The following is a 20,388-nucleotide window of genomic DNA, read 5'->3' as shown; positions in this document are numbered from 1 at the left end:
AAGCTGCGAAAGGCTCAGTAGACGCTATGCGTGCCCAATTCGTCCTGTCGGAGATCGGCGTCGGTCTCCGCCGCAATCTCACGATGACCTTCGCCGTCATCATCTCGGTGGCCCTCTCGCTCGCCCTGTTCGGCGCCTCGCTCCTGATGAGCGACCAGGTGGGCCAGATGAAGGGCTACTGGTACGACAAGGTCAACGTCTCGATCTTCCTGTGCAACAAGGGGGACGCCGAGTCCGACCCGAACTGCGCCAAGGGCCCGGTCACGGCCGAGCAGAAGGACCAGATCCTCGTCGACCTCAAGAAGCTGCCCGTCGTCGACAAGGTGGCGCACGAGTCGCAGGACGACGCGTACAAGCACTACAAGGAGCAGTTCGGCGACTCCCCGCTGGCCAGCTCGCTGACGCCGGACCAGTTGCAGGAGTCGTACCGGATCAAGCTGAAGAACCCGGAGAAGTACCAGGTCATCGCGACCGCGTTCAACGGGCGGCCCGGTGTGCAGTCCGTGCAGGACCAGAAGGGCGTGCTCGACAACCTCTTCCGGCTGCTCGGCTACCTGAACTGGGCGGCGGGCGCGGTGATGGCGGTCATGCTCGTGGTCGCGCTGCTCCTGATCGTGAACACCGTCCGTGTCTCCGCGTTCAGCCGCCGCCGCGAGACCGGCATCATGCGGCTCGTCGGCGCGTCCGGCTTCTACATCCAGGCGCCGTTCATCATGGAGGCCGCGGTCGCCGGGCTCATCGGCGGCGGTATCGCCTGCACGATCCTGGCGGGCGGCCAGTACTTCGTGATCGACAACGGCGTGGCGCTCTCCGACAAGCTCCAGCTCATCAACTTCATCGGCTGGGACGCCGTGTTGACGAAGCTGCCGCTCATCCTGGCCGTGAGTGTGCTGATGCCCGCGCTGGCCGCATTTGTGGCGTTGCGCAAGTACCTCAAGGTGTGACGAGTCTCCTTCGCGACGCGGGGCGCCGTACGGTTCAACCAGCCGTACGGCGCCCCGCGTTGTCCTAGACTCACCGACATGTCAGGCCAGGATCCACTGTTTCGGACGTCCCGGCCCCGCCGCTACGGTCGTGGGGCGGCCCTGACATTGGTCTTCGCGAGCGTGCTCGCGGCGGGCGCCGCGACCGGCTCGTGGCCCGGCGACGGCCGGAAATCTCCGGAGGAGCACGGCAGTTCGGTCACCGCCGCGCACGAGGAGCCGCTGGAGGACGCGACGCGCGCCGCGCGGGAGGCGATGTCCGACGGCAAGTCGCAGAAGGAGTCGGCGCAGGCCGCCGAGGAGGCCGTCAGCCGCAGCGGCGACCGGTGGGGCGCGGTCTACTCCCGGGGCGAGTACGAGGACTTCGAGCAGGCCCTCGACGGTACGTACACGGGGGTCGGCCTGCGGGCCAGGCGCACCGCCGACGGCGCGGTCGAGGTCTCCAAGGTCCGTACGGGATCGCCGGCGCAGCTCGCCGGGATCCGTGAGGGCGACCGGATCGCGGCGGTCGACGGCAGGTCCGTCACCGGGCGGCCGGTCACCGAGGTGCTGACGCTGCTGCGCGGCGAGCACGCGGGCACACCGGTCCGGCTCGGTCTGCAACGCGGCACGCGCGTGTGGAGCGAGACGCTGCGCCGCGCCAACCTGTCGACCGATTCCGTCACCGTCACGCACCTGCCCTCGGGGCCCGTACTGATCAAGGTCTCCGCCTTCACCAAGGGCGTCGGCGCACAGGTGCGCAGGGCGGTGCGCGAGGCGCCCGCGCGCGCGGGCGTCGTCCTCGACCTGCGGGGGAACTCCGGCGGCCTGGTCACCGAGGCGGTCACCGCGGCCTCCGGGTTCCTCGACAGCGGCCTCGTGGCGACGTACGACGTACGGGGTGCGCAGCGCGCCCTGCACGCGGAGCGCGGCGGGGACACGTCCAGACCGGTGGTCGTGCTCGTCGACAGCGGGACGATGAGCGCGGCCGAACTGCTCACGGGAGCCCTCCAGGACCGCGGCCGCGCGGTCGTCGTGGGCACCAGGACCTTCGGCAAGGGCTCGGTCCAGATGCCGAGCCGGCTGCCCGACGGCTCCGTCGCGGAGCTGACCGTCGGGCACTACCGCACCCCTTCGGGCCGCAGCGTCGACGGGCGCGGCATCACCCCCGACCTGGAGGCCGACGCCGGGGCCCTCCAGCGGGCCGAGACAGTATTGAGTGGCCTCGGGGACCCCTCGTAGTGCGAAAATGGCCAGCACTATGGCCAAGGGAATGTACGTACCGAAGGAGTCCCAGCCCAAGCAGGGCAAGGGGGACGCGTCCAAGAAGGACGGCAAGCGCAAGATCGTCGCGCAGAACAAGAAGGCGCGGCACGACTACTTGATCATGGACACCTACGAGGCCGGCATCGTGCTGACCGGCACGGAGGTCAAGTCGCTGCGGCAGGGCCGGACGTCGCTGACGGACGCGTTCGTCCAGATCGACGGGCGGGAGGCGTGGCTGCACAACGCCCATATCCCGGAGTACAGCCAGGGCACCTGGACCAACCACTCCGTGCGCCGCAAGCGGAAGCTGCTCCTGCACCGCGACGAGATCGACAAGCTGGAGTCGAAGTCGCAGGAGACGGGTCACACGATCGTCACCCTCGCGATCTACTTCAAGGACGGCCGTGCCAAGGCCGAGATCGCGCTGGCCAAGGGCAAGCGCGAGTTCGACAAGCGGCAGACGCTGCGCGAGCAGCAGGACCGGCGGGACTCGGACCGCGCGATCGCGGCGGCGAAGCGGAAGCAGCGGGCGCGCGAGCGCTGACCTCCGTCGGGGGCGCGGGAATTGGCTGGCATCGTCGTGCGTTGTTCACGTACGATGGGAGGCGTCCTCCACGGTGAGGGCGCCGGGCCTTCGGGCCCACTTGAAAAATCAACATGGGGATGATCGGTTTCGACAGCGGATGTCGAAGCAGGGGAAGCGTGTCGAGGAAGCGGCAATGATCTCGTAAACCATATGTCGCAACCAATAATCGCCAATTCTAAGAGCGATTCCCAGTCCTTCGCCCTCGCTGCCTAATAACAGCGACTGAAGGACCCTAAAAGGGTGTCAGCCCGGGGATGTTCCCGACCCGGATCCTGGCATAATCTAGGGAACTAAACCATCGAGCCCGGTCACGGGGTTCGATGGGAAATCAAACAGTGACTGGGCCCGTCGGCGACTTGTTCGCGTGATCGCCGGGGCCGAGAAAATCGCAGCGAACTGCACACGGAGAAGCCCTGCTGCTGCACCGTTGGACGCGGGTTCGATTCCCGCCATCTCCACGAGACGATGCGCGGACTCTGTTCGCAGAATGCGCGAACCGAGACCGTCTCGTCGGGAATTCTGGGGGTATGACCCCCCAGGTCCCCTCATCCCATGTGGGCAAAGGCCCGGTGACCTTTCGGTCGCCGGGCCTTCGTCATGTCCGCCTCTTGCGTGCTTGGTCTGTACCTGTCACGATCTCGGCGCGCCCCCACGCCTTCCCCCTGCTTCGGAGGACCGGATGCGTCTGAGACTTCTTGGTGTGTTGACCCTGCTCGCCGCGCTCTTCGTGCCGCTCACCGGATCGCCCGCCTCGGCGGTCGGCGCCGCGCCGCAGGTCTATGGCGCCTGGCACTGCGGTGACGACGCGTGCATCTGGGGCACCGTGCGCAGCGTCAGTGAGTTCGACTCGAAGAATCACTGGCTGATCGACCGCGGTGACGGGCGGCCTTCCGTCAATCTCGTCGTGCTGAGTTTCCTGGAGCCGCAGAAGCTTCTGCACCGGACCAATGACGCCACCACCGTGAACGGTGTACCCAAGGGAATCACCCCGGAGATCGTGCAGTACTTCACGTCCCGGGGAATTCGCGTGATGCTTTCCATCGGCGGCATCACGTACACCGACGAATGGGACGCCGCCCTCGCGGAGAACGCGCGGCAGCTCGGGCTGAACGCCGCCGCCGTCGCCTCCCAGCTCGGGGTCGGGATCGAGATCGACTACGAGCAGAACACCGACCCGGACCTTGCCGGGCTCCAGACCTTCATCGACGCCTACCGGTCCGTGCACCCGTACGACGCCTCCGGTGCCGCCCCGGCCGCGCGGCTCACCCTCGACACCGCCGCCGGTGACCGCTGGCTGATCGGCATCAACCGCAAGGCCACCGCCGACTGGCTGCGCACCGACACGCCCGTCCTCGACTACGCCAACGCCATGGTCCCGGCCCGGCAGCCCTCCACCGGTACCGCGATCGCCAACTGGCAGGAGCACGTGGACGGCAAGCCCACCTACTCGCCGCAGGTGCCACCGCTGGCCCCCGCGAAGTTCACCGGCGCCGTCTACATCAGCGACCAGAGCAAGACGCTCCCCGAGTGCACCGACTTCGCCAACTCGCTCCAGAAGTCGACCGGTTCGTTCACGCAGAGCGTCGCGCCGAACGGGGCGGGCACCACCGCGGGCATGCTCGGCTACATGTTCTGGGCGGCCGAGAAGCCCTCCACACGCGGCTCGGGAACGGTGCCGCCGAACACGTGCGAGCGCGGCGTCGGCGCCGGCGCCACCGCGTACGGGATACCGCTGCCGATGCCGCCGCTGCGGCAGGGGTGACGGCGTACGACCACAGGGCCCGGGCGCCGCGTTGTGGTGTCCCGGGCCATATCGGCGCCCCGGACCCGGTCCTACCTTCGCTCCCCATGAGACACACCAGAGCCGCCACACTCCTTCTCGCGCTGCTGGCCTTCTTCCTGCCCGGCACGCTCACACAGGCGTCGGCCGCCGCGAGCGTCCAGGAAGTCACCGGGTTCGGGACCAACCCCGGCGCCCTCAAGATGTTCCGCTACGTCCCCGACGGGCTGCCCGCCGGGCGGCCCGTCGTCGTCGCCCTGCACGGGTGCACGCAGAACGCCGCCGGGTACGGCACCGACAGCGGATGGACCGCGCTCGCCGACCGGTGGGGCTTCTCCGTCGTCCTGCCGCAGCAGCAGACGGCCAACAACGCGAGCTCCTGCTTCAACTGGTTCCAGAGCGGCGACATCACGCGCGGCCAGGGCGAGGCCGCGTCCGTCGCGCAGATGGTCGACCGGCAGCTCTCCGACGCCGGCGGCGACGCGTCACGGGTCTACGTCACCGGGCTCAGCGCCGGCGGCGGCATGACCTCCGTGATGATGGCGACCTACCCGGAGAAGTTCGCGGCCGGAGGCGTCGTCGCCGGGCTGCCGTACGGATGCGCGCAGGCGGCCGGATCGCCGTACGTGTGCATGTACGTCGGTGCCACCCAGACCGCGCCGCAGTGGGGCGACCGGGTGCGGGCCGCGCGCGGCGGGTACACCGGGCCCTGGCCCCGGCTGACCGTCGTCCAGGGCAGCGCCGACTACACGGTCAAGCCCGTCAACATGACCGACCTCATGAAGCAGTGGACCGACGTGCGCGGTGCCGACCAGACCGCCGACGTGAGCGACACGGTCGGGGGCTTCCCGCACCAGGTCTTCCGCGACGGCACCGGCGCCGCCGCCGTGGAGACGTACAGCATCACCGGCATGGGGCACGGGCAGCCCGTCGACCCGGGGACCGGGGCCACGCAGTGCGGCACCGCGGGGGCGTACCTCCTCGACGTGAATCTCTGTGCGGCATACACGCTCGGCCACTCGTGGGGTCTTGGCTGAGGCCTGTGCGTCGGGGATGCTCCTGAGGCATGAGCAGACCTGACGGATCCGTGAGACGAGACCACGTCAACTTCCGTACGGGAGCGCGGCGGTGGGCCCTGCCCGCCGCCGCGCTCGTCGTCGCCGCCACGCTCTCCTGGGGCGCGCCCGCCGGGGCCGACTCCGACCCCAGCGGGCTCCCCGAGGCCATCGACACGATCCTCGGCGACCCGCGGATGGAGGGCGGGGCCGCGAGCGTCGTCGTCGCCGACGCCGGTACCGGCGAGACCCTCTACCAGCACAGTCCCACCGGGCGGCTCACCCCCGCCTCCAACACCAAGCTCGCCACGTCGACCGCCGCGATGGGGGTCCTCGGGCCCGACTACCGGTTCACCACCGACGTGCTCGCCGACGGGCGGGTACGGGACGGGGTGCTCGGCGGGGACCTGTACCTGCGCGGGACCGGCGACCCGACCACCCTCGCCGCCGACTACGACCGGCTCGCCGCCCAGGTCGCCGCGGCCGGCGTGAAGCGGGTCGCCGGGCGGCTGGTCGCCGACGACACCCGGTTCGACGCCCACCGGCTCGGCGACACCTGGGGCGCCGACGACGAGTCCTCGTACTACGCCGCCCAGATCTCGGCCCTGACCGTCGCGCCCGACACCGACTACGACGCCGGGACCGTCATCGTCGAGGCGAAGCCCGGCGCGAAGGCCGGGGACAAGCCCGCTGTCAGCGTCACGCCGAAGAACGACTACGTGCGCGTCGACGTGAGCGGCGCGAGCACCGTCGGCGCCGGGGGCGAGGACACCCTCGCCGTCGAGCGGCAGCACGGGACCAACACCATCACCGTCAGCGGGACCGTGCCGGTGGGCGGTGGCACCACCAAGGAGTGGGTCACCGTGTGGGAGCCGACCGGCTACGCGGCCGCCGTCTTCCGTGACGCGCTCGCCGCGCACGGCGTGAAGGTCGGCGGCCCGACCCGCCTCGGCAAGGCCGCGCCCGCCGCGGCCAAGCGGCTCGCCACGCACGACTCCATGGCGCTCAAGGACCTCCTCGTGCCGTTCATGAAGCTGTCCAACAACATGCACGCCGAGGCGCTCGTCAAGGCCATGGGGTACAAGACGACGGGCAGGCCCGGGAGTTGGGGCGACGGCCTCGCCGCCGTCGCCGACTATCTGAAGGGCGCGGGCGTCGACGCGGCGAAGATCCGCCAGGTCGACGGCTCCGGACTGTCCCGCAAGGACAACTTCGCGGCCCGGCAGATCGCCGACCTGCTGCTGTCCGTACGCGACGAGTCCTGGTACGCCGACTGGTACGCGTCCCTGCCGGTGGCCTGCGCCCCCGACCGGTTCGTCGGCGGGACGCTGCGGACCCGGATGTGCGACACCCCGGCCGCGCTCAACGCCCGCGGGAAGACCGGGTCGCTGACCGGCGCCTCGGCCCTGTCCGGTTACGTGAAGGACGCCGACGGGCGCGAGCTCGTCTACAGCATCGTCCAGAACAACTACCTGGCCTCCTCCGTGAAGCCGCTGGAGGACGCCATCGTGGTGACCCTCGCCCGGTCGTCGGCGGCGAAGCGGGTGACCGCGGTGCTGCCCAGGTCGACGCGCGCGGTCCCCGCGGCCGAGCGGCGCGGGGACCTGGAGTGCTCGTGGCGCAAGCCCGCCACGTGCTGAGCCGCGCGCGCTACCGGCTGGTGCGCGCGTAGCCGTAGAGCGACAGCAGCAGGGCGAGCGCCGCCGCCGTGACCGGCACGGTGTACGCCGCGGTGGGGCCCCAGTGCTCCACCGCGGCACCGCCCGTCGCCGAGCCGCACGCGATGCCGCCGAGTATGCCGGTCACCGCGAGCGTCATGCCCTCGTTCAACTGGCCCGCCGGGGTGCGCTCCTGCACCAGCGTCATGCCCGTCACCATGGTCGGCGCCGTCGCCATGCCGGCGACCAGGAGCGCGCCGCCCAGCGCGAACAGCGAGCCGGTGAGCCACGCCGCGAGCAGCGGGAGCGTCATCAGCACGGCCATCGCCGCGACCAGCAGCGGGTGGCGCCGGGCCGCGGGACCCGTCGGCTTCAGCGCGCCGTAGACGAGACCCGCCGCGCCCGAACCCGCCGCTTGCAGCGCGAGGATGCCGCCCGCCCACACCTTGTGGCCCTGCGCGTCCGCGAAGGCGACCGTGACGACCTCCAGCGAACCGAAGACCGAGCCCGTCGCGAGGAAGACGATGAGCAGCGGCGGCATGCCGCGCGCGCGGAGCGGCGTGCGCGTCGTCTCCGTCCGCGCGTGGGCGGGCGGTTCCGTCGCGCGCTGCGCCGCGAAGATCAGGACGCCCGTCACCATGAGGACCGCGCTGACCAGCGTGCCCGCCTCCGGGAACAGCGATCCGCACAAGAAGGCGGCGATCACCGGCCCCAGCATGTAACAGAACTCGTCCGCCGCCTGCTCGAAGGAGTTCGCGGTGTGCAGCGCGTCCGGATCGTCCTTGAGCAGGTGCGCCCAGCGGGCGCGGGACATGCCGCCCGTGTTGGGGGTCGCCGCCGACGCCAGGTAGGCGGCGAACAGCGTCCAGTCCGGCGTCCCGACGCGCACGCACAGGAGCAGCGCGAGCGAGCCGCACGCGGATATCACGGTGGCGGGCACGGCGATCCGCGCCTGCCCGAACCGGTCCACGAGACGTGCCGTCCACGGGCCCACGACCGCGTTGGCGACCAGGCCCGTCGCGGTGACGGCGCCGGCCAGCGCGTACGAGTCGCGGGCGCCGGAGATCATGATGACCGCGCTGATGCTGAACATGCCCTGCGGGAAGCGGGCGATGAGGTTGCCGAGGGTGAAGGCGCGGGCGCCGGGGATCGTGAAGAGCCGGGCGTAGGTGGTCTTGCCGGGGGAGGGGGCGGTCGTGGTCGCGTCAGCCATGGCACGAGCGTCGCCGCAGGTCACGTACGCCGTCCAACACCTGCTCGGCGATGATTCACGCACCTGTGTTGTCAGTCGTGCGGTAGGTTCGCCGGATGTCACCGCCGTCCGTCGAGCCGCGGCTGCTGCGTGCCTTCCTCGCCGTCGCCGACGAGCTCCACTTCACGCGCGCCGCCGCCCGGCTCTACGTCGCCCAGCAGGCGCTCAGCCGTGACGTCCGGCGCCTGGAACGGGAGCTCGGCGTCGAGCTGTTCGGCCGCACCACCCGGCAGGTCACGCTCACCGCGGACGGCACCCGGCTCCTGCCGTACGCGCGGCGGGCCGTCGAGGCGCAGGACGAGCTGCTCGCCGCGTTCACCGGGCCCGCGCCCGAGGACAGGCCGCTGCTCGTCGACGTCAACAGCCCGGGACTCGTGCACGAGCGGGTCCTGGCGCGGGCGCGGGAACTCGCCCCGGGGTGCGAGCTGATGGCCCGCTACGAGAGCGGGCTCACGCATGCCGCCGCCGAGCTGCTCGCCGGCCGTATCGACGTCTCCTTCGGCCGGTTCGCCGGGCTGGACGCGGCCGTGCGCGAGCGCCTCGACCAGCAGCCGATGCGCTACGAGCCGATGGCGGTCGTGCTGCCCGAGGAGCATCCGCTCGCCGCGCTCGACGAGGTGCCGCTCCGGCGGCTCGCGGGCGAGCGGATCTACGCGGGCGCGGGCAATCCCCGTACGCCGGAATGGACGGACCTCGCACGGCGGTTGTTCGCGGGGCGCGGCATCGAGATCGCGCCGCCCGCACCCCTCGCCATCGGGGAGGAGGAATTCCGGCGGATCATGGCCAAGTACCGCAATCCGGTCCTCACCGGTGTCGACTTTCCGGCCATGCCGGGATCGGTCCTGCGGCCGCTGGTCGACCCGGTGCCCCTGTCCCCGGTTTCGCTGGTGTGGCGAAAGGCACGTAGGCATCCCGGGATCGACGCCCTGCGGGCCGCCGCCAGCGCTCTGGCCGAGGAGAACGGGTGGCTGGAGCGGCCGGAGGGGGCGTGGATACCGGCCGCGGATGCACTCATCATGATGAGCCCGGGATGAACCGCGGACACGACTGTCACTTACGTGCGCTACATTCATGGTCCGGGTGCAGTGTGATAAGGGGGGCGCTCGGACCGGGTGGGGGCTCGGTCCGGCCGACGAGTGCCCGGTGAGTCGCGTGCGCACCCACGAACAGGTCCTTGGGGGGATGTGCGTACGGTGGAGAACTGGCGAGAAGACGCTCAGGCGGGTCATACCCATGATCCGAACGAGGTGACGGTCCAACTCGACGGCGCGGGGCGCCAGTTGGGTGACCTCCTCGCCGCGAGCGGATACCCGGGGGAAGCCCCGAAGACGGCGGACGACAAGGAAGTCCCGGTCTTCGTCGACGACTCGGGGCGGCGCAGCCGCAGATTCCGGCGGGCCGGTGTGGCCGTCGGCATCGCCTGTGCGACGTACGCGGTCGTCATCGTGGTCACCCTGCTCTCGGGCAACTCGAGCGCGCCCTGGCTTCCCATGAACCCCGAGGACAAGGGCAGCTCGAACACCGTCGACACCAAGCCCGTCCTGCCCGCGGACTCGACGACCCCGTCGACGTCGCCGGGCGGCACCCCCGACCCGAGCGCCTCCGGCAGCGCGCCGGGCGCGAGCGGCTCGGCCGACCCGAGCGGTTCGGCGTCCCCGGGCGCCGGCGCGAACACGTCGGGCAAGCCCTCGAACGGCACGACGACACCGCCGGCCGACGACAAGACCACGCCCCCGGCGGACGACAAGACCACGCCGCCCGCCGAGACGACGCCACCGGCCGAGACCACGCCGCCGGCCGAGACCACCCCGCCGGTCGACCCGACCACCGAGAACCCGCCGGCGGGCGGTGGCACCGACACCGTCGCCGACGGCGGCAGCGCGTCCCTGCCCGTAGACCAGAGCGACCAGAGCCCGAGCGGCGAGCCGCCGGCAGCGTCCGACTCGTCCCCCGAAAGCAGCGTCCTCTAAATGTCCGACCGCTCACGACGCCGGGGCCGCGCCCCCAAGCGCCGCTTCCCCCTGCGTTATCTGCTCCCCGCCCTGCTGCTCGTGGCGATGATCGCGATGCTGATGCTCCGCGGCTACGTGCACAGCGAGATCATGGCCGACCACCGCATCCAGCCGGAGGCGGCCACCGACAAGGTCCCCGAGAAGATCCTCGACGGCGGCCCCGTCATCGACACCCGTGAGGGCCAGGAGACCAGCCGCTCCATAGCCGACCACAAGCTGGTGCTCACCTTCGACGACGGGCCCGACCCGGAGTGGACCCCGAAGGTCCTCGACGTCCTCAAGAAGCACCACGCGCACGCCGTCTTCTTCGTCACCGGCACCATGGCCTCGCGCTACCCCGACCTGGTCCACCGCATGGTCGAGGAGGGACACGAGGTCGGCCTGCACACCTTCAACCACCCCGACCTCTCCTACCAGTCGACCAAGCGCATCGACTGGGAGCTGTCGCAGAACCAGCTGGCCCTGGAGGGCGCGGCGGGCGTGCGCACCTCCCTGTTCCGGCCGCCGTACTCCTCGTTCGCCGACGCCATGGACGACAAGTCGTGGCCGGTGACCAAGTACATCGGCTCGCGCGGCTACATCACCGTCGTCAACAACACCGACAGCGAGGACTGGAAGCGCCCCGGCGTCGACGAGATCATCAAGCGCGCGACCCCGCACGGCGGCAAGGGCGCGATCGTCCTGATGCACGACTCCGGCGGCAACCGCTCGCAGACCGTCGCCGCCCTCGACCGCTTCCTGCCCGACCTCCAGGGCGAGGGCTACACGTTCCAGAACCTCACCGAGGCCCTCGGCATCGCCAGCGCGCACACGCCCGTCACCGGCGTCGAGCTGTGGAAGGGCAAGGCCTGGGTCTACGCCGTCGACGCGTCGGAGAACATCACGGGCGTCCTGGTCGCCGGGCTCGCCGTCATCGGCGTCCTCGTCATGGGCCGCTTCGGCCTGATGCTGATCCTGTCCGCGGCGCACGCGCGCCGTGTGCGCAAGAAGGGCTTCGCCTGGGGCCCGCCGGTCACCGAGCCCGTCTCGGTGCTCGTGCCCGCCTACAACGAAGCCAAGTGCATCGAGAACACGGTGCGTTCGCTGATGCTCAGCGAGCACCCCATCGAGATCATCGTCATCGACGACGGCTCCACCGACGGCACCGCCCGCATCGTCGAGAACATGCGGCTTCCCAACGTACGCGTGGTGCGCCAGCACAACGCGGGCAAGCCCGCCGCCCTCAACCGGGGCCTGGCGAACGCCCGCTTTGACCTCGTCGTGATGATGGACGGCGACACCGTCTTCGAACCGGCCACCGTCCGCGAACTGGTCCAGCCGTTCGGCGACCCGCGCGTGGGCGCCGTCGCGGGCAACGCGAAGGTCGGCAACAGGGACTCGCTGATCGGCGCCTGGCAGCACATCGAGTACGTGATGGGCTTCAACCTCGACCGCCGCATGTACGACATCCTGCGCTGCATGCCGACGATCCCCGGCGCCGTCGGAGCCTTCCGCCGCAGCGCCCTGGAGCCCATCGGCGGCATGAGCGACGACACGCTCGCCGAGGACACCGACGTCACGATGGCGCTGCACCGCGACGGCTGGCGCGTCGTCTACGCGGAGAAGGCCCGCGCCTGGACCGAGGCACCCGAGTCCGTGCAGCAGCTGTGGTCGCAGCGCTACCGCTGGTCGTACGGCACCATGCAGGCGATCTGGAAGCACCGCCGCGCCCTCGTCGAGCGCGGCCCGTCCGGCCGCTTCGGCCGCGTCGGCCTCCCGCTCGTCTCGCTCTTCATGGTCCTCGCGCCGCTCCTGGCCCCGCTCATCGACATCTTCCTGATCTACGGCGTGGTGTTCGGCCCCACCGAGAAGACGGTCATCGCCTGGTTCGGGGTGCTCGCGATCCAGGTGGTCTGCGCGGCGTACGCCTTCCGGCTCGACAAGGAACGCATGACGCACCTGATATCCCTCCCGCTCCAGCAGCTCCTGTACCGGCAGTTGATGTACGTCGTGCTGCTCCAGTCCTGGATCACCGCCCTCACCGGCGGCCGGCTGCGCTGGCAGAAGCTGCGCCGCACGGGCACCGTGGGCGCCGCTCCGGGCGGCCTGCCGCAGCAGCGGACGGCCTCGGTCCGCAGTGACGACAGGAGGCCGGTGGGATGACCCAGCCTCCTTACAACGGCGCGTACGGCTCCGACGGCGCCGCGGGCTCCGCGAACGCCGACTGGTTCGGCGGGCCCGAGCAGGCGCAGTGGCCCGCGGCCGCGGCCGGCACCTCCGCGTGGCCGCAGACCGCCGCACCGGACGTGACCACGCGCCTCGCCGAGGTGCCCCCGCAGTCCGAACCGGCCGCGGCCACCAGCCCGCTGCCGCAGGCCGCGCCCGCCGCGCCCAAGAAGCCGGGCCGCGACCGCTACCTCGACCTGCTGCGCTCCCTCGCGCTGGTCCGCGTCGTCGTCTACCACCTCTTCGGGTGGGCCTGGCTGACCGTGCTCTTCCCGTCCATGGGCGTGATGTTCGCGCTCGCCGGGTCGCTGATGGCGCGCTCGCTGAGCCGGCCCGCGATCGGCGTGATCCGCGGCCGCATCCGGCGTCTGCTGCCGCCCATGTGGGGCTTCGGCGTCGTGGTCCTCGGCATGCTCTTCCTGAGCGGCTGGAACCCGGGCAAGGACCCGGACAACGGCGGCACCTGGGGCTGGATCAGCCTGCTCAACTACCTGATCCCGATCGGCGCGCCCACCTACCCGTGGCACATCGGCAGCAACGGCGGCCTGCTGGACACCACCTGGCCCGCCCAGGCCGCGGGCCCGCTCTGGTACCTGCGCGCCTACCTGTGGTTCGTGCTCGCCTCGCCGCTGCTCCTGTGGGCGTTCCGCAAGGTGCCGTGGGCGACGCTGCTCGCTCCGCTCGGCCTCACCGCGATCGTCGGCACGGGCCTGATCACCATCCCCGGCGAGACGGGCAACGCCGTCACCGACTTCGCCGTCTACGGCAGCTGCTGGGTGCTCGGGTTCGCGCACCACGAGGGCGTGCTGAAGAAGATCCCGCGCTATCTGGCCGTGTCCTGCGCCGCGCTCGTCATGGCCTTCGGCCTGTGGTGGGCGTCCGGCCATCTCGGCCCCGACGGCTGGGACCTGAACGACATCCCGCTGGCCCAGGCCACCTGGTCCTTCGGGTTCGTCGTGATCCTGCTCCAGTACTCGCCGTCCTGGCAGGAGCTGCCCGGCAGGCTCGCCAAGTGGGACAAGCTCGTCACGCTCTCCAACAGCCGCGCCATGACGATCTACCTGTGGCACAACATGCTGATCATGGCCACGGTCCCGATCATCGACCTCGCGTACGACCTGCCGTTCATGGAGGACGCGCGCTGGAGCGATGCCCTCGACTCGACGTACATGATCTGGATGTTCGTGCTCGTGTGGCCGCTGATCGCGCTCGCGATCCTCGGCACGGGCTGGATCGAGGACATCGCGGCGAAGCGCTCGCCGCGCCTGTGGCCGGACGGGTCCCGCAAGGGACGGAAGAAGTCGCGCCACGCCTGAGCGATGCACGACGCGGTGACCCCGGCGGCGATGGTCCGAGCCGCCGGGGTCACCGCGTTCCCGGCCCCGTGGGGCTGCGCCGCGTCAACCCCGGCCCCGAGCCTCACCGCCCGCCCACCTGCCGGGTGAGTGCAACGTTCCCCGACGGTCACTCCACGCCACAGTTCGGAAATCCGGCCTCCCTACCTTCGGTCGTATCAGCCGAGAACCGTGACCTGGAGGCGTGAGATGCCTGGCCCCAAGGACCTCAAGGACCCCAAGGAGCAGACCCGGAGCCGGAGTTGGATCGAGCGATGGGATCCCGAGGACGAGGCGTTCTGGGAGGAGACGGGGGCCAGGGTCGCCCGCCGCAACCTCGTCTTCTCCGTCCTGTCCGAGCACATCGGGTTCTCCGTCTGGACCCTGTGGTCGGTCATGGTCCTGTTCATGGGGCCCGAGTACGGCATCGACCCGGCGGGGAAGTTCTTCCTCGTCTCGACGGCCACGCTGGTCGGCGCCTTCGCGCGCGTCCCCTACACCTTCGCCGTGGCCCTGTTCGGCGGCCGCAACTGGACGATCATCGCGGCGAGTTTGCTGCTGCTCCCGGCGATCGCCGCGTTCGTGGTGATGGAGCCGGGGACCTCGTACTCCACGTTCCTGGTGTGCGCGGCGCTGACCGGTGTCGGCGGCGGTAACTTCGCCTCCTCCATGACCAACATCAACTCCTTCTTCCCGCTGCGGAAGAAGGGCTGGGCGCTCGGCCTGAACGCGGGCGGCGGCAACATCGGCGTCCCCGTCATCCAGCTCGTCGCGCTCGCCGTCATCGGCGCGAGCGGCGGCCCCCGCGTCCTGCTCGGCATCTACATCCCGCTGATCGTCGTCTCGGCGGTCTGCGCGGCGCTGTTCATGGACAACCTGGCCTCCGTCAAGAACGACACCGGCGCGGCGAAGGACGCGGCACGCGACCCGCACACCTGGATCATGTCGTTCCTCTACATCGGCACGTTCGGCTCCTTCATCGGGTACTCGTTCGCCTTCGGTCTCGTCCTCCAGACCCAGTTCGGCCGTACGCCGCTCCAGGCGGCCGGCGTCACCTTCATCGGGCCGCTGCTCGGCTCGCTGATCCGGCCCGTGGGCGGCAAGCTCGCCGACCGGTACGGCGGCGCGCGCATCACGCTGTGGAACTTCGTCGGCATGGCGGCCGCCACCGGTGTCGTGGTCCTCGCCTCGGTGCGGGAGTCGCTCGCGCTGTTCACCGTCGCGTTCATCGTGGTGTTCGTCCTGAGCGGGCTCGGCAACGGATCCACGTACAAGATGATCCCCGGCATCTTCCAGCAGAAGGCGCTGGCCGTGGGCCTCACGGGCGAGGAGGCGGCCGCGTACGGGCGGCGGCTCTCCGGGGCGTCGATGGGGTTGATCGGCGCGGTCGGGGCACTCGGCGGACTCGGCATCAACCTGGCGTTCCGGCAGTCCTTCCAGACCTCCGGCAGCGGGACGGGCGCCTTCGTCTCCTTCCTCGCCTTCTACGGGGTGTGCTTCGTGGTGACGTGGGCCGTATACCTTCGGCGTTCGCCCGTGCGTTCCGTGTCCGCACCGACGGCCGAGACGAAGCCGCAGTTCAGCTACGCGGAGGTGTGAGAGCGGAGCGCGTAACACCGTCGCAATCACGTTGATCCGGGTCTGTCACGCGGCGTTGACAGGCTCGGACGACGTCACTCTCCACCATGGGGCACAGGGACGACCGTCGAGCGGGACGAGAACCAGATGTACGACGAACAGCAGCAGCAGCCCACCTCCGCGGGGCCTGAGCACGGGCCGCTCGCGGGCTTCACCGTGGGCGTGACCGCTGCCCGCCGGGCCGACGAGCTGGGCGCGCTGCTCCAGCGCCGCGGTGCCTCGGTGCTGCACGCGCCCGCGCTGCGGATCGTGCCGCTCGCCGACGACAGTGAACTCCTCGCCGCTACGAAGGAGTTGATCGACCACGCGCCCGACGTGGTGGTCGCCACGACCGCCATCGGCTTCCGGGGCTGGGTCGAGGCGGCCGACGGCTGGGGCCTGGGGGAGGGCCTGATCGACCGGCTGCGCGGCGTGGAACTCCTCGCGCGCGGACCCAAGGTCAAAGGAGCCGTGCGCGCCGCGGGCCTGACCGAGGAGTGGTCGCCGTCGTCGGAGTCCATGGCGGAGGTCCTCGAACGGCTCCTGGCCGAGGGGGTGCAGGGGCGGCGCGTGGCGGTGCAGCTGCACGGCGAGCCGCTGCCCGGGTTCGTGGAGGCGCTGCGCGAGGCGGGCGCCGAGGTGGTCGGGGTGCCCGTCTACCGGTGGATGCCGCCCGAGGACATAGGGCCGGTGGACCGGCTCCTGGACGCCACGGTGTCACGGGCCGTCGACGCGCTGACGTTCACGTCCGCGCCGGCCGCCGCCTCGCTGCTCAACCGGGCCGAGGAACGGGGCCTGCTGCCCGAGCTGCTCGCGGCCATGAACCACGACGTGGTGCCCGTCTGCGTGGGCCCGGTGACGGCGCTGCCGCTCCAGGCGCGTGGGGTGGACACGGTGCAGCCGGAGCGGTTCCGGCTCGGCCCGCTGGTCCAACTGCTGTGCAAGGAACTGCCCGGCCGCGCCCGTACGTTGCCGATAGCGGGCCACCGGGTGGAGATCCGGGGCCACGCGGTCCTGGTCGACGGGGCGCTGCGGCCCGTACCGCCCGCCGGGATGTCGCTGCTGCGCGCGCTGTCGCGGCGGCCGGGCTGGGTCGTGTCCCGCGCCGACCTGCTGCGGGCGCTGCCCGGCGCGGGCCGCGACGAGCACGCCGTGGAGACGGCGATGGCCCGCCTCCGCTCGGCCCTCGGCGCGCCGAAGCTGATCCAGACGGTGGTCAAGCGGGGGTACCGGCTGGCGCTCGACCCGGCGTCGGACGCCAAGTACGCCGACTCGTAAGGGGAGTTGGGGGTCACCGGCTTCTCCGGACTTCACCGGACCTCTCCAGGCTTCACCGGGCGCCCCGCCGCGCCCACCCCACCGCCGCCCGCACCAGACACCCCGTCGCCACCGTGCACAGCACCGCCCGCGCCACGTTCCACGCCACCCACGGCCCCTCGAAGCGGTCCCGTACGCGGGCCGGGTCCGCGATCCTGGCCGGGTCGCCGGCCGCGGCCAGGGCGTCGTTGAGCGGCACGTTCACCGCCGAGGTCACGACGAAGGCCAGCGCGTAGGCCACGAACGCCGCCAACACCCATCCCCGCACGCCCTGTTGGCGCCGCGTCCACCACGCCGCGAGCCCGGTCAGCGCCAGTGCGCCCATGAACACCAGCAGGAACACCGGGTTCTGGATCACGTCGTTGATGTTCTGCATCACCTCGATGTACGTACGGTCGCCGCTGCGCGCCAGGGCCGGCATCACCGCGCACCCGAACACGTAGAAGGACCCGGCCATCAGCCCCGTGGCGACCGTGGCCGCTCCCAGCACCCCACCCGTGAACCGCGTCGTCTTCGTCATGCCTTCAGTGAAGCCGCGGGCCGCGCGCCCCGACATCGTCGAGCCGCGCACCCCCATAAGCGAGCGTCCACGGCAGCCACGTACCGTACGGACATGCTGATCGCCGATGACATCGAGCTGCGCCGCGCCACGGTCGCCGACGCCGCCGCCCTCGCCGAGGCGCACCTGCGCAACATCGAGCATCTGCGGTCCATCGAGCCGTACCGCGCCCCCGACTTCTACACGGCCGAGACGCACGCGGCCCGTATCGCCGAGGACGGCGGCGCGACCTGGCTGCTGTTCGACACGGCGGCGGGCGGGCGCGTCGTGGGGCGGCTCGCGCTCAGCGGCATCGTGCTCGGCCCGCTGTGCAGCGCGAGCCTCGGCTACTGGGTCGACGGCGAGTACCGGGGCCGCGGCCTGATCCCCGCCGCCGTCGAGGAGGTGTGCCGCGCCGCCCGCGACGAGCTCGGCCTGCACCGCGTCGAGGCGGGCACCCTCACCGACAACAAGGCGTCCCAGCGCGTCCTCGCCAAGTGCGGCTTCGTCGAGTACGGCCTCGCGCCGAAGTACCTCCACATCAACGGCGAGTGGCGCGACCACGTCCTCTTCCAGCGCCTGCTGCACGACGATCCGCCCGCCCGTCTCCCACCGCCGCCCTCAACCGAGCGCTCCGCGCGCCCCTTTTGATTCCGCACATTCCCAACTAGCCCGGAGGCGGGCACTGTAGAGGGCATGGCAGCAGTACCCACAGAGCTCTCCCTCCCCCCTCTTCAGGAGCTGCGGTTCGACTCCGGACGCCTCTGCCTGGACCTGGTCGCCACCGCACACCCCGATGAACGCCTCACGTCCCCTGACCGGTTGAGCGCCTGGCTCGTCGGCGCCCGGCTCGTCCCCGCCGGTATCGCGCCGCCCGCCCTCACCCCCGCCTGGCTCGCCGCCTTCCGCGAACTACGCGGCCACATAGCCCAGTTGGTGCGCGGCGAGCTAGCGGGACGGCCCGCCCCCGCCGCCCTGGAGCGCGTCAACCTGCTGGCCCGCGCCGCCCCGCCCGCGCCCTGCGCCGTCCGCACCGCCGAGGGCACCCTCGTACGGTCGTTGCAGGCCGAGCCCGGCTGTCCCGCGCTGCTCGCCGCCGTCGCCCGGGACGCCGTGAACCTGCTGACGGACCCCACCGTCCGCGGCTGTCTGCGCCAGTGCGAGGGCGACAACTGCCAGCTCCTGTACCTCGACACGTCCCGTGGGCGGCGCCGCCGCTGGTGCTCCAGCGAGGTGTGCGGCAACCGCGAGCGGGTGGCCAGGCACCGGCGCAGGGCGGCGCTCGCGCGGGCGTGACGCAGGACACGTCCGCGCGTCGCGACTGGGTCGAACTCCCTTTGAACACGGCCATGTTCACGCACGTATCCCTCCCATGAGCCCAGCAAGTGACGTCCGGCCGAAACGCCGAAGTGGGGACACCGGAGGTAGGCGTGCGCAAGGATTCCGCCGTGGCCGATGAACGCCCGCCCCGGGCCCGACATCGTGCGCCCCGGCCGCCCGAGCCGGACGAGGAGCTGATGCGCGCGCTCTACGCCGAGCACGCGCGACCGCTTCTGGCCTATGTGCTCCGCCTGGTGGCGGGGGACCGGCAGCGCGCCGAGGATGTCGTCCAGGAAACGCTCATCCGTGCCTGGAAGAACGCCGGCCAGCTCAACCGAGCGACCGGTTCGGTACGCCCCTGGCTGGTGACGGTCGCCCGACGCATCGTCATCGACGGCCACCGCAGCCGGCAGGCCCGGCCGCAGGAGGTCGACGCGTCGCCGCTGGAGGTCATCCCCGCGGAGGACGAGATCGACAAGGCGCTGTGGCTGATGACGCTGTCCGATGCCCTGGAGGACCTCTCCCCGGCCCACCGCGAAGTGCTGGTGGAGACGTACTTCAAAGGGCGTACGGTCAATGAGGCGGCCGAGACGCTCGGCATCCCCAGCGGAACGGTGCGCTCCCGTGTCTTCTACGCGCTCCGTTCCATGAAGCTGGCGTTGGAGGAGCGGGGGGTGACGGCATGACATCGACGTACGGGCATGAGCCGACGGATCCGACAGGTGACGTGCACGAGACGGTCGGCGCGTACGCGCTCGGCATCCTCGACGACGCCGAGGCGACCGCGTTCGAGGCCCACCTGGCGACGTGCGTGGCGTGCGCGCGGCAGCTGGAGGAGTTCGCGGGCATGGAGCCGATGCTCGCCGCGCTCGCCGACCTGCCGCCCGAGCGCGGCGCGCCCCACATCGGCGCCGCCCTCGCGGCCCGGCCGAGCCCCCGCCTCGCGGAGACGCTCGTCGACGAGGTCGCCCGCAAGCGGACGAGCAAGCGCCGCCGCGGCATGTACCTGGTGGCGGCCGCCGCCGCGCTGATCATCGGCGGCCCGCTCACGGTGATGGCGGTGACCGACGACGGCTCCACCGGCACCGTCGCCGACCCGCACCCCACCAGCCCCGCGCAGGACGCCTTCTTCCACCACATGCCCGACAAGGTGCACGCCACCGACGCCACGACGAAGGTCACGGCGACCATCGGCATGGAGGAGAAGGCCTGGGGCACCCACACCGCCCTGGAGCTGAAGAACGTCAAGGGCCCGCTGAAGTGCTCCCTCATCGCGGTCGGCAAGAACGGCGAGCGCGAGACCGTCACCACCTGGGCCGTCCCGAAGTGGGGCTACGGCATCAAGGACAGCCCGCACGAGAGCGCCACCTACCCGCTGTACGTGCACGGCGGCGCGGCGTTCGAACGCGACCAGATCGACCACTTCGAGGTCGAGACGCTCGACGGAAAACGGCTCGTGGAGGTGAACGCGTAGCCGTGACGCACC

18 protein-coding genes and 1 other RNA gene are annotated in these 20,388 nt (G+C 71.2%); 17 read left to right on the top strand and 2 right to left on the bottom strand.

Translation table 11 applies throughout. From position 1 onward, the window contains the following. Nucleotides 1-26: 26 nt before the first annotated feature. The 7 genes from ftsX (at nucleotide 27) to dacB (ending at nucleotide 7,289) form a co-directional block, all read left to right on the top strand. Nucleotides 27-944, top strand: a complete 918-nt coding sequence (gene ftsX / locus V2W30_RS15665; protein ID WP_338697099.1) for a permease-like cell division protein FtsX — start codon at nucleotides 27-29, stop codon at nucleotides 942-944. Between the two features lie 78 nt (nucleotides 945-1,022). Then, nucleotides 1,023-2,204: a S41 family peptidase gene (locus V2W30_RS15660; RefSeq protein ID WP_338697097.1), complete on the top strand. Its 1,182-nt coding sequence runs from the start codon at nucleotides 1,023-1,025 to the stop codon at nucleotides 2,202-2,204. Between the two features lie 31 nt (nucleotides 2,205-2,235). Continuing rightward, a complete protein-coding gene (smpB, locus tag V2W30_RS15655; protein ID WP_338703629.1) occupies nucleotides 2,236-2,772 on the top strand; it encodes an SsrA-binding protein SmpB in 537 nt (178 codons plus the stop codon). A 115-nt stretch (nucleotides 2,773-2,887) separates the two neighbouring features. Then, nucleotides 2,888-3,275, top strand: a transfer-messenger RNA (tmRNA) gene (gene ssrA / locus V2W30_RS15650). 239 nt (nucleotides 3,276-3,514) lie between these two features. Further along, entirely contained in the window at nucleotides 3,515-4,576 is a 1,062-nt protein-coding gene (locus V2W30_RS15645; protein WP_338697095.1) for a hypothetical protein, read from the top strand. 86 nt (nucleotides 4,577-4,662) lie between these two features. Next, nucleotides 4,663-5,631, top strand: coding sequence for an extracellular catalytic domain type 1 short-chain-length polyhydroxyalkanoate depolymerase (locus V2W30_RS15640; RefSeq protein WP_338697093.1), 969 nt, complete (start codon nucleotides 4,663-4,665; stop codon nucleotides 5,629-5,631). A gap of 29 nt (nucleotides 5,632-5,660) precedes the next feature. Continuing rightward, nucleotides 5,661-7,289 (top strand): D-alanyl-D-alanine carboxypeptidase/D-alanyl-D-alanine endopeptidase, encoded by a 1,629-nt coding sequence (gene dacB, locus V2W30_RS15635; RefSeq protein ID WP_338697090.1) that lies wholly within the window; start codon nucleotides 5,661-5,663, stop codon nucleotides 7,287-7,289. A 10-nt stretch (nucleotides 7,290-7,299) separates the two neighbouring features. Here the strand turns inward: dacB and V2W30_RS15630 are convergent, their stop codons facing one another. Beyond that, on the bottom strand, nucleotides 7,300-8,520 hold the full coding sequence (locus tag V2W30_RS15630; RefSeq protein ID WP_338697089.1) for an MFS transporter: 1,221 nt from the start codon (nucleotides 8,518-8,520) through the stop codon (nucleotides 7,300-7,302). Nucleotides 8,521-8,615: 95 nt separating this feature from the next. Here V2W30_RS15630 and V2W30_RS15625 point away from each other — a divergent pair, with 95 nt between their 5' ends. The 6 genes from V2W30_RS15625 (at nucleotide 8,616) to V2W30_RS15600 (ending at nucleotide 17,005) form a co-directional block, all read left to right on the top strand. Then, complete coding sequence (locus tag V2W30_RS15625; RefSeq protein WP_338697087.1) at nucleotides 8,616-9,593, top strand: LysR family transcriptional regulator; 978 nt, start codon at nucleotides 8,616-8,618, stop codon at nucleotides 9,591-9,593. A 213-nt stretch (nucleotides 9,594-9,806) separates the two neighbouring features. Further along, complete coding sequence (locus V2W30_RS15620) at nucleotides 9,807-10,529, top strand: hypothetical protein (RefSeq protein ID WP_338697085.1); 723 nt, start codon at nucleotides 9,807-9,809, stop codon at nucleotides 10,527-10,529. Continuing rightward, nucleotides 10,530-12,713, top strand: coding sequence for a glycosyltransferase (locus tag V2W30_RS15615; RefSeq protein ID WP_338697084.1), 2,184 nt, complete (start codon nucleotides 10,530-10,532; stop codon nucleotides 12,711-12,713). After that, the gene (locus V2W30_RS15610) at nucleotides 12,710-14,092 is read left to right on the top strand and encodes an acyltransferase (RefSeq protein ID WP_338697082.1); all 1,383 of its coding nucleotides are present in this window, start codon (nucleotides 12,710-12,712) and stop codon (nucleotides 14,090-14,092) included. The genes V2W30_RS15615 and V2W30_RS15610 overlap by 4 nt, the downstream gene beginning before the upstream one ends. A 228-nt stretch (nucleotides 14,093-14,320) precedes the next feature. Then, nucleotides 14,321-15,709 carry a nitrate/nitrite transporter gene (locus tag V2W30_RS15605; RefSeq protein WP_338697080.1) on the top strand — a complete coding sequence of 463 codons (1,389 nt, stop codon included), beginning with the start codon at nucleotides 14,321-14,323 and terminating at the stop codon, nucleotides 15,707-15,709. A 126-nt stretch (nucleotides 15,710-15,835) separates the two neighbouring features. Further along, the gene (locus V2W30_RS15600) at nucleotides 15,836-17,005 is read left to right on the top strand and encodes a uroporphyrinogen-III synthase (protein ID WP_338697079.1); all 1,170 of its coding nucleotides are present in this window, start codon (nucleotides 15,836-15,838) and stop codon (nucleotides 17,003-17,005) included. A 52-nt stretch (nucleotides 17,006-17,057) separates the two neighbouring features. Here V2W30_RS15600 and V2W30_RS15595 read toward each other — a convergent pair whose 3' ends face one another. Further along, the gene (locus V2W30_RS15595) at nucleotides 17,058-17,564 is read right to left on the bottom strand and encodes a DUF1772 domain-containing protein (RefSeq protein ID WP_338697078.1); all 507 of its coding nucleotides are present in this window, start codon (nucleotides 17,562-17,564) and stop codon (nucleotides 17,058-17,060) included. Nucleotides 17,565-17,657: 93 nt separating this feature from the next. Here V2W30_RS15595 and V2W30_RS15590 point away from each other — a divergent pair, with 93 nt between their 5' ends. The 4 genes from V2W30_RS15590 to V2W30_RS15575 all read left to right on the top strand — a co-directional run bounded on the left by V2W30_RS15590 (nucleotide 17,658) and on the right by V2W30_RS15575 (nucleotide 20,376). Beyond that, nucleotides 17,658-18,233, top strand: a complete 576-nt coding sequence (locus V2W30_RS15590) for a GNAT family protein (RefSeq protein WP_338697076.1) — start codon at nucleotides 17,658-17,660, stop codon at nucleotides 18,231-18,233. 45 nt (nucleotides 18,234-18,278) lie between these two features. Further along, on the top strand, nucleotides 18,279-18,878 hold the full coding sequence (locus V2W30_RS15585) for a CGNR zinc finger domain-containing protein (RefSeq protein WP_338697074.1): 600 nt from the start codon (nucleotides 18,279-18,281) through the stop codon (nucleotides 18,876-18,878). Nucleotides 18,879-19,012: 134 nt separating this feature from the next. Beyond that, a complete protein-coding gene (locus tag V2W30_RS15580) occupies nucleotides 19,013-19,588 on the top strand; it encodes a sigma-70 family RNA polymerase sigma factor (RefSeq protein WP_338697072.1) in 576 nt (191 codons plus the stop codon). After that, nucleotides 19,585-20,376: an anti-sigma factor family protein gene (locus tag V2W30_RS15575; RefSeq protein ID WP_338697070.1), complete on the top strand. Its 792-nt coding sequence runs from the start codon at nucleotides 19,585-19,587 to the stop codon at nucleotides 20,374-20,376. Before V2W30_RS15580 ends, V2W30_RS15575 begins: the two co-directional genes overlap by 4 nt. Nucleotides 20,377-20,388: the final 12 nt, after the last annotated feature.

Source organism: Streptomyces sp. Q6, assembly GCF_036967205.1.
Lineage (GTDB): Bacteria > Actinomycetota > Actinomycetes > Streptomycetales > Streptomycetaceae > Streptomyces > Streptomyces citrinus.
The sequence above is the reverse complement of the archived record's forward strand: the minus strand, read 5'-3'. Positions and strand labels throughout refer to the sequence as shown.

What these genes read in the sequence shown, in the direction of transcription:
- smpB (WP_338703629.1), top strand. Translation starts at nt 2,236, where the DNA reads ATGTACGTACCGAAGGAGTCCCAGCCCAAGCAGGGCAAGGGGGACGCG.
- V2W30_RS15585 (WP_338697074.1), top strand. Translation starts at nt 18,279, where the DNA reads ATGGCAGCAGTACCCACAGAGCTCTCCCTCCCCCCTCTTCAGGAGCTG.
- V2W30_RS15630 (WP_338697089.1), bottom strand. Translation starts at nt 8,520, where the DNA reads ATGGCTGACGCGACCACGACCGCCCCCTCCCCCGGCAAGACCACCTAC.
- V2W30_RS15625 (WP_338697087.1), top strand. Translation starts at nt 8,616, where the DNA reads ATGTCACCGCCGTCCGTCGAGCCGCGGCTGCTGCGTGCCTTCCTCGCC.
- V2W30_RS15605 (WP_338697080.1), top strand. Translation starts at nt 14,321, where the DNA reads ATGCCTGGCCCCAAGGACCTCAAGGACCCCAAGGAGCAGACCCGGAGC.
- V2W30_RS15610 (WP_338697082.1), top strand. Translation starts at nt 12,710, where the DNA reads ATGACCCAGCCTCCTTACAACGGCGCGTACGGCTCCGACGGCGCCGCG.
- V2W30_RS15600 (WP_338697079.1), top strand. Translation starts at nt 15,836, where the DNA reads ATGTACGACGAACAGCAGCAGCAGCCCACCTCCGCGGGGCCTGAGCAC.
- V2W30_RS15640 (WP_338697093.1), top strand. Translation starts at nt 4,663, where the DNA reads ATGAGACACACCAGAGCCGCCACACTCCTTCTCGCGCTGCTGGCCTTC.
- ftsX (WP_338697099.1), top strand. Translation starts at nt 27, where the DNA reads ATGCGTGCCCAATTCGTCCTGTCGGAGATCGGCGTCGGTCTCCGCCGC.
- dacB (WP_338697090.1), top strand. Translation starts at nt 5,661, where the DNA reads ATGAGCAGACCTGACGGATCCGTGAGACGAGACCACGTCAACTTCCGT.
- V2W30_RS15615 (WP_338697084.1), top strand. Translation starts at nt 10,530, where the DNA reads ATGTCCGACCGCTCACGACGCCGGGGCCGCGCCCCCAAGCGCCGCTTC.
- V2W30_RS15590 (WP_338697076.1), top strand. Translation starts at nt 17,658, where the DNA reads ATGCTGATCGCCGATGACATCGAGCTGCGCCGCGCCACGGTCGCCGAC.
- V2W30_RS15575 (WP_338697070.1), top strand. Translation starts at nt 19,585, where the DNA reads ATGACATCGACGTACGGGCATGAGCCGACGGATCCGACAGGTGACGTG.
- V2W30_RS15595 (WP_338697078.1), bottom strand. Translation starts at nt 17,564, where the DNA reads ATGACGAAGACGACGCGGTTCACGGGTGGGGTGCTGGGAGCGGCCACG.
- V2W30_RS15660 (WP_338697097.1), top strand. Translation starts at nt 1,023, where the DNA reads ATGTCAGGCCAGGATCCACTGTTTCGGACGTCCCGGCCCCGCCGCTAC.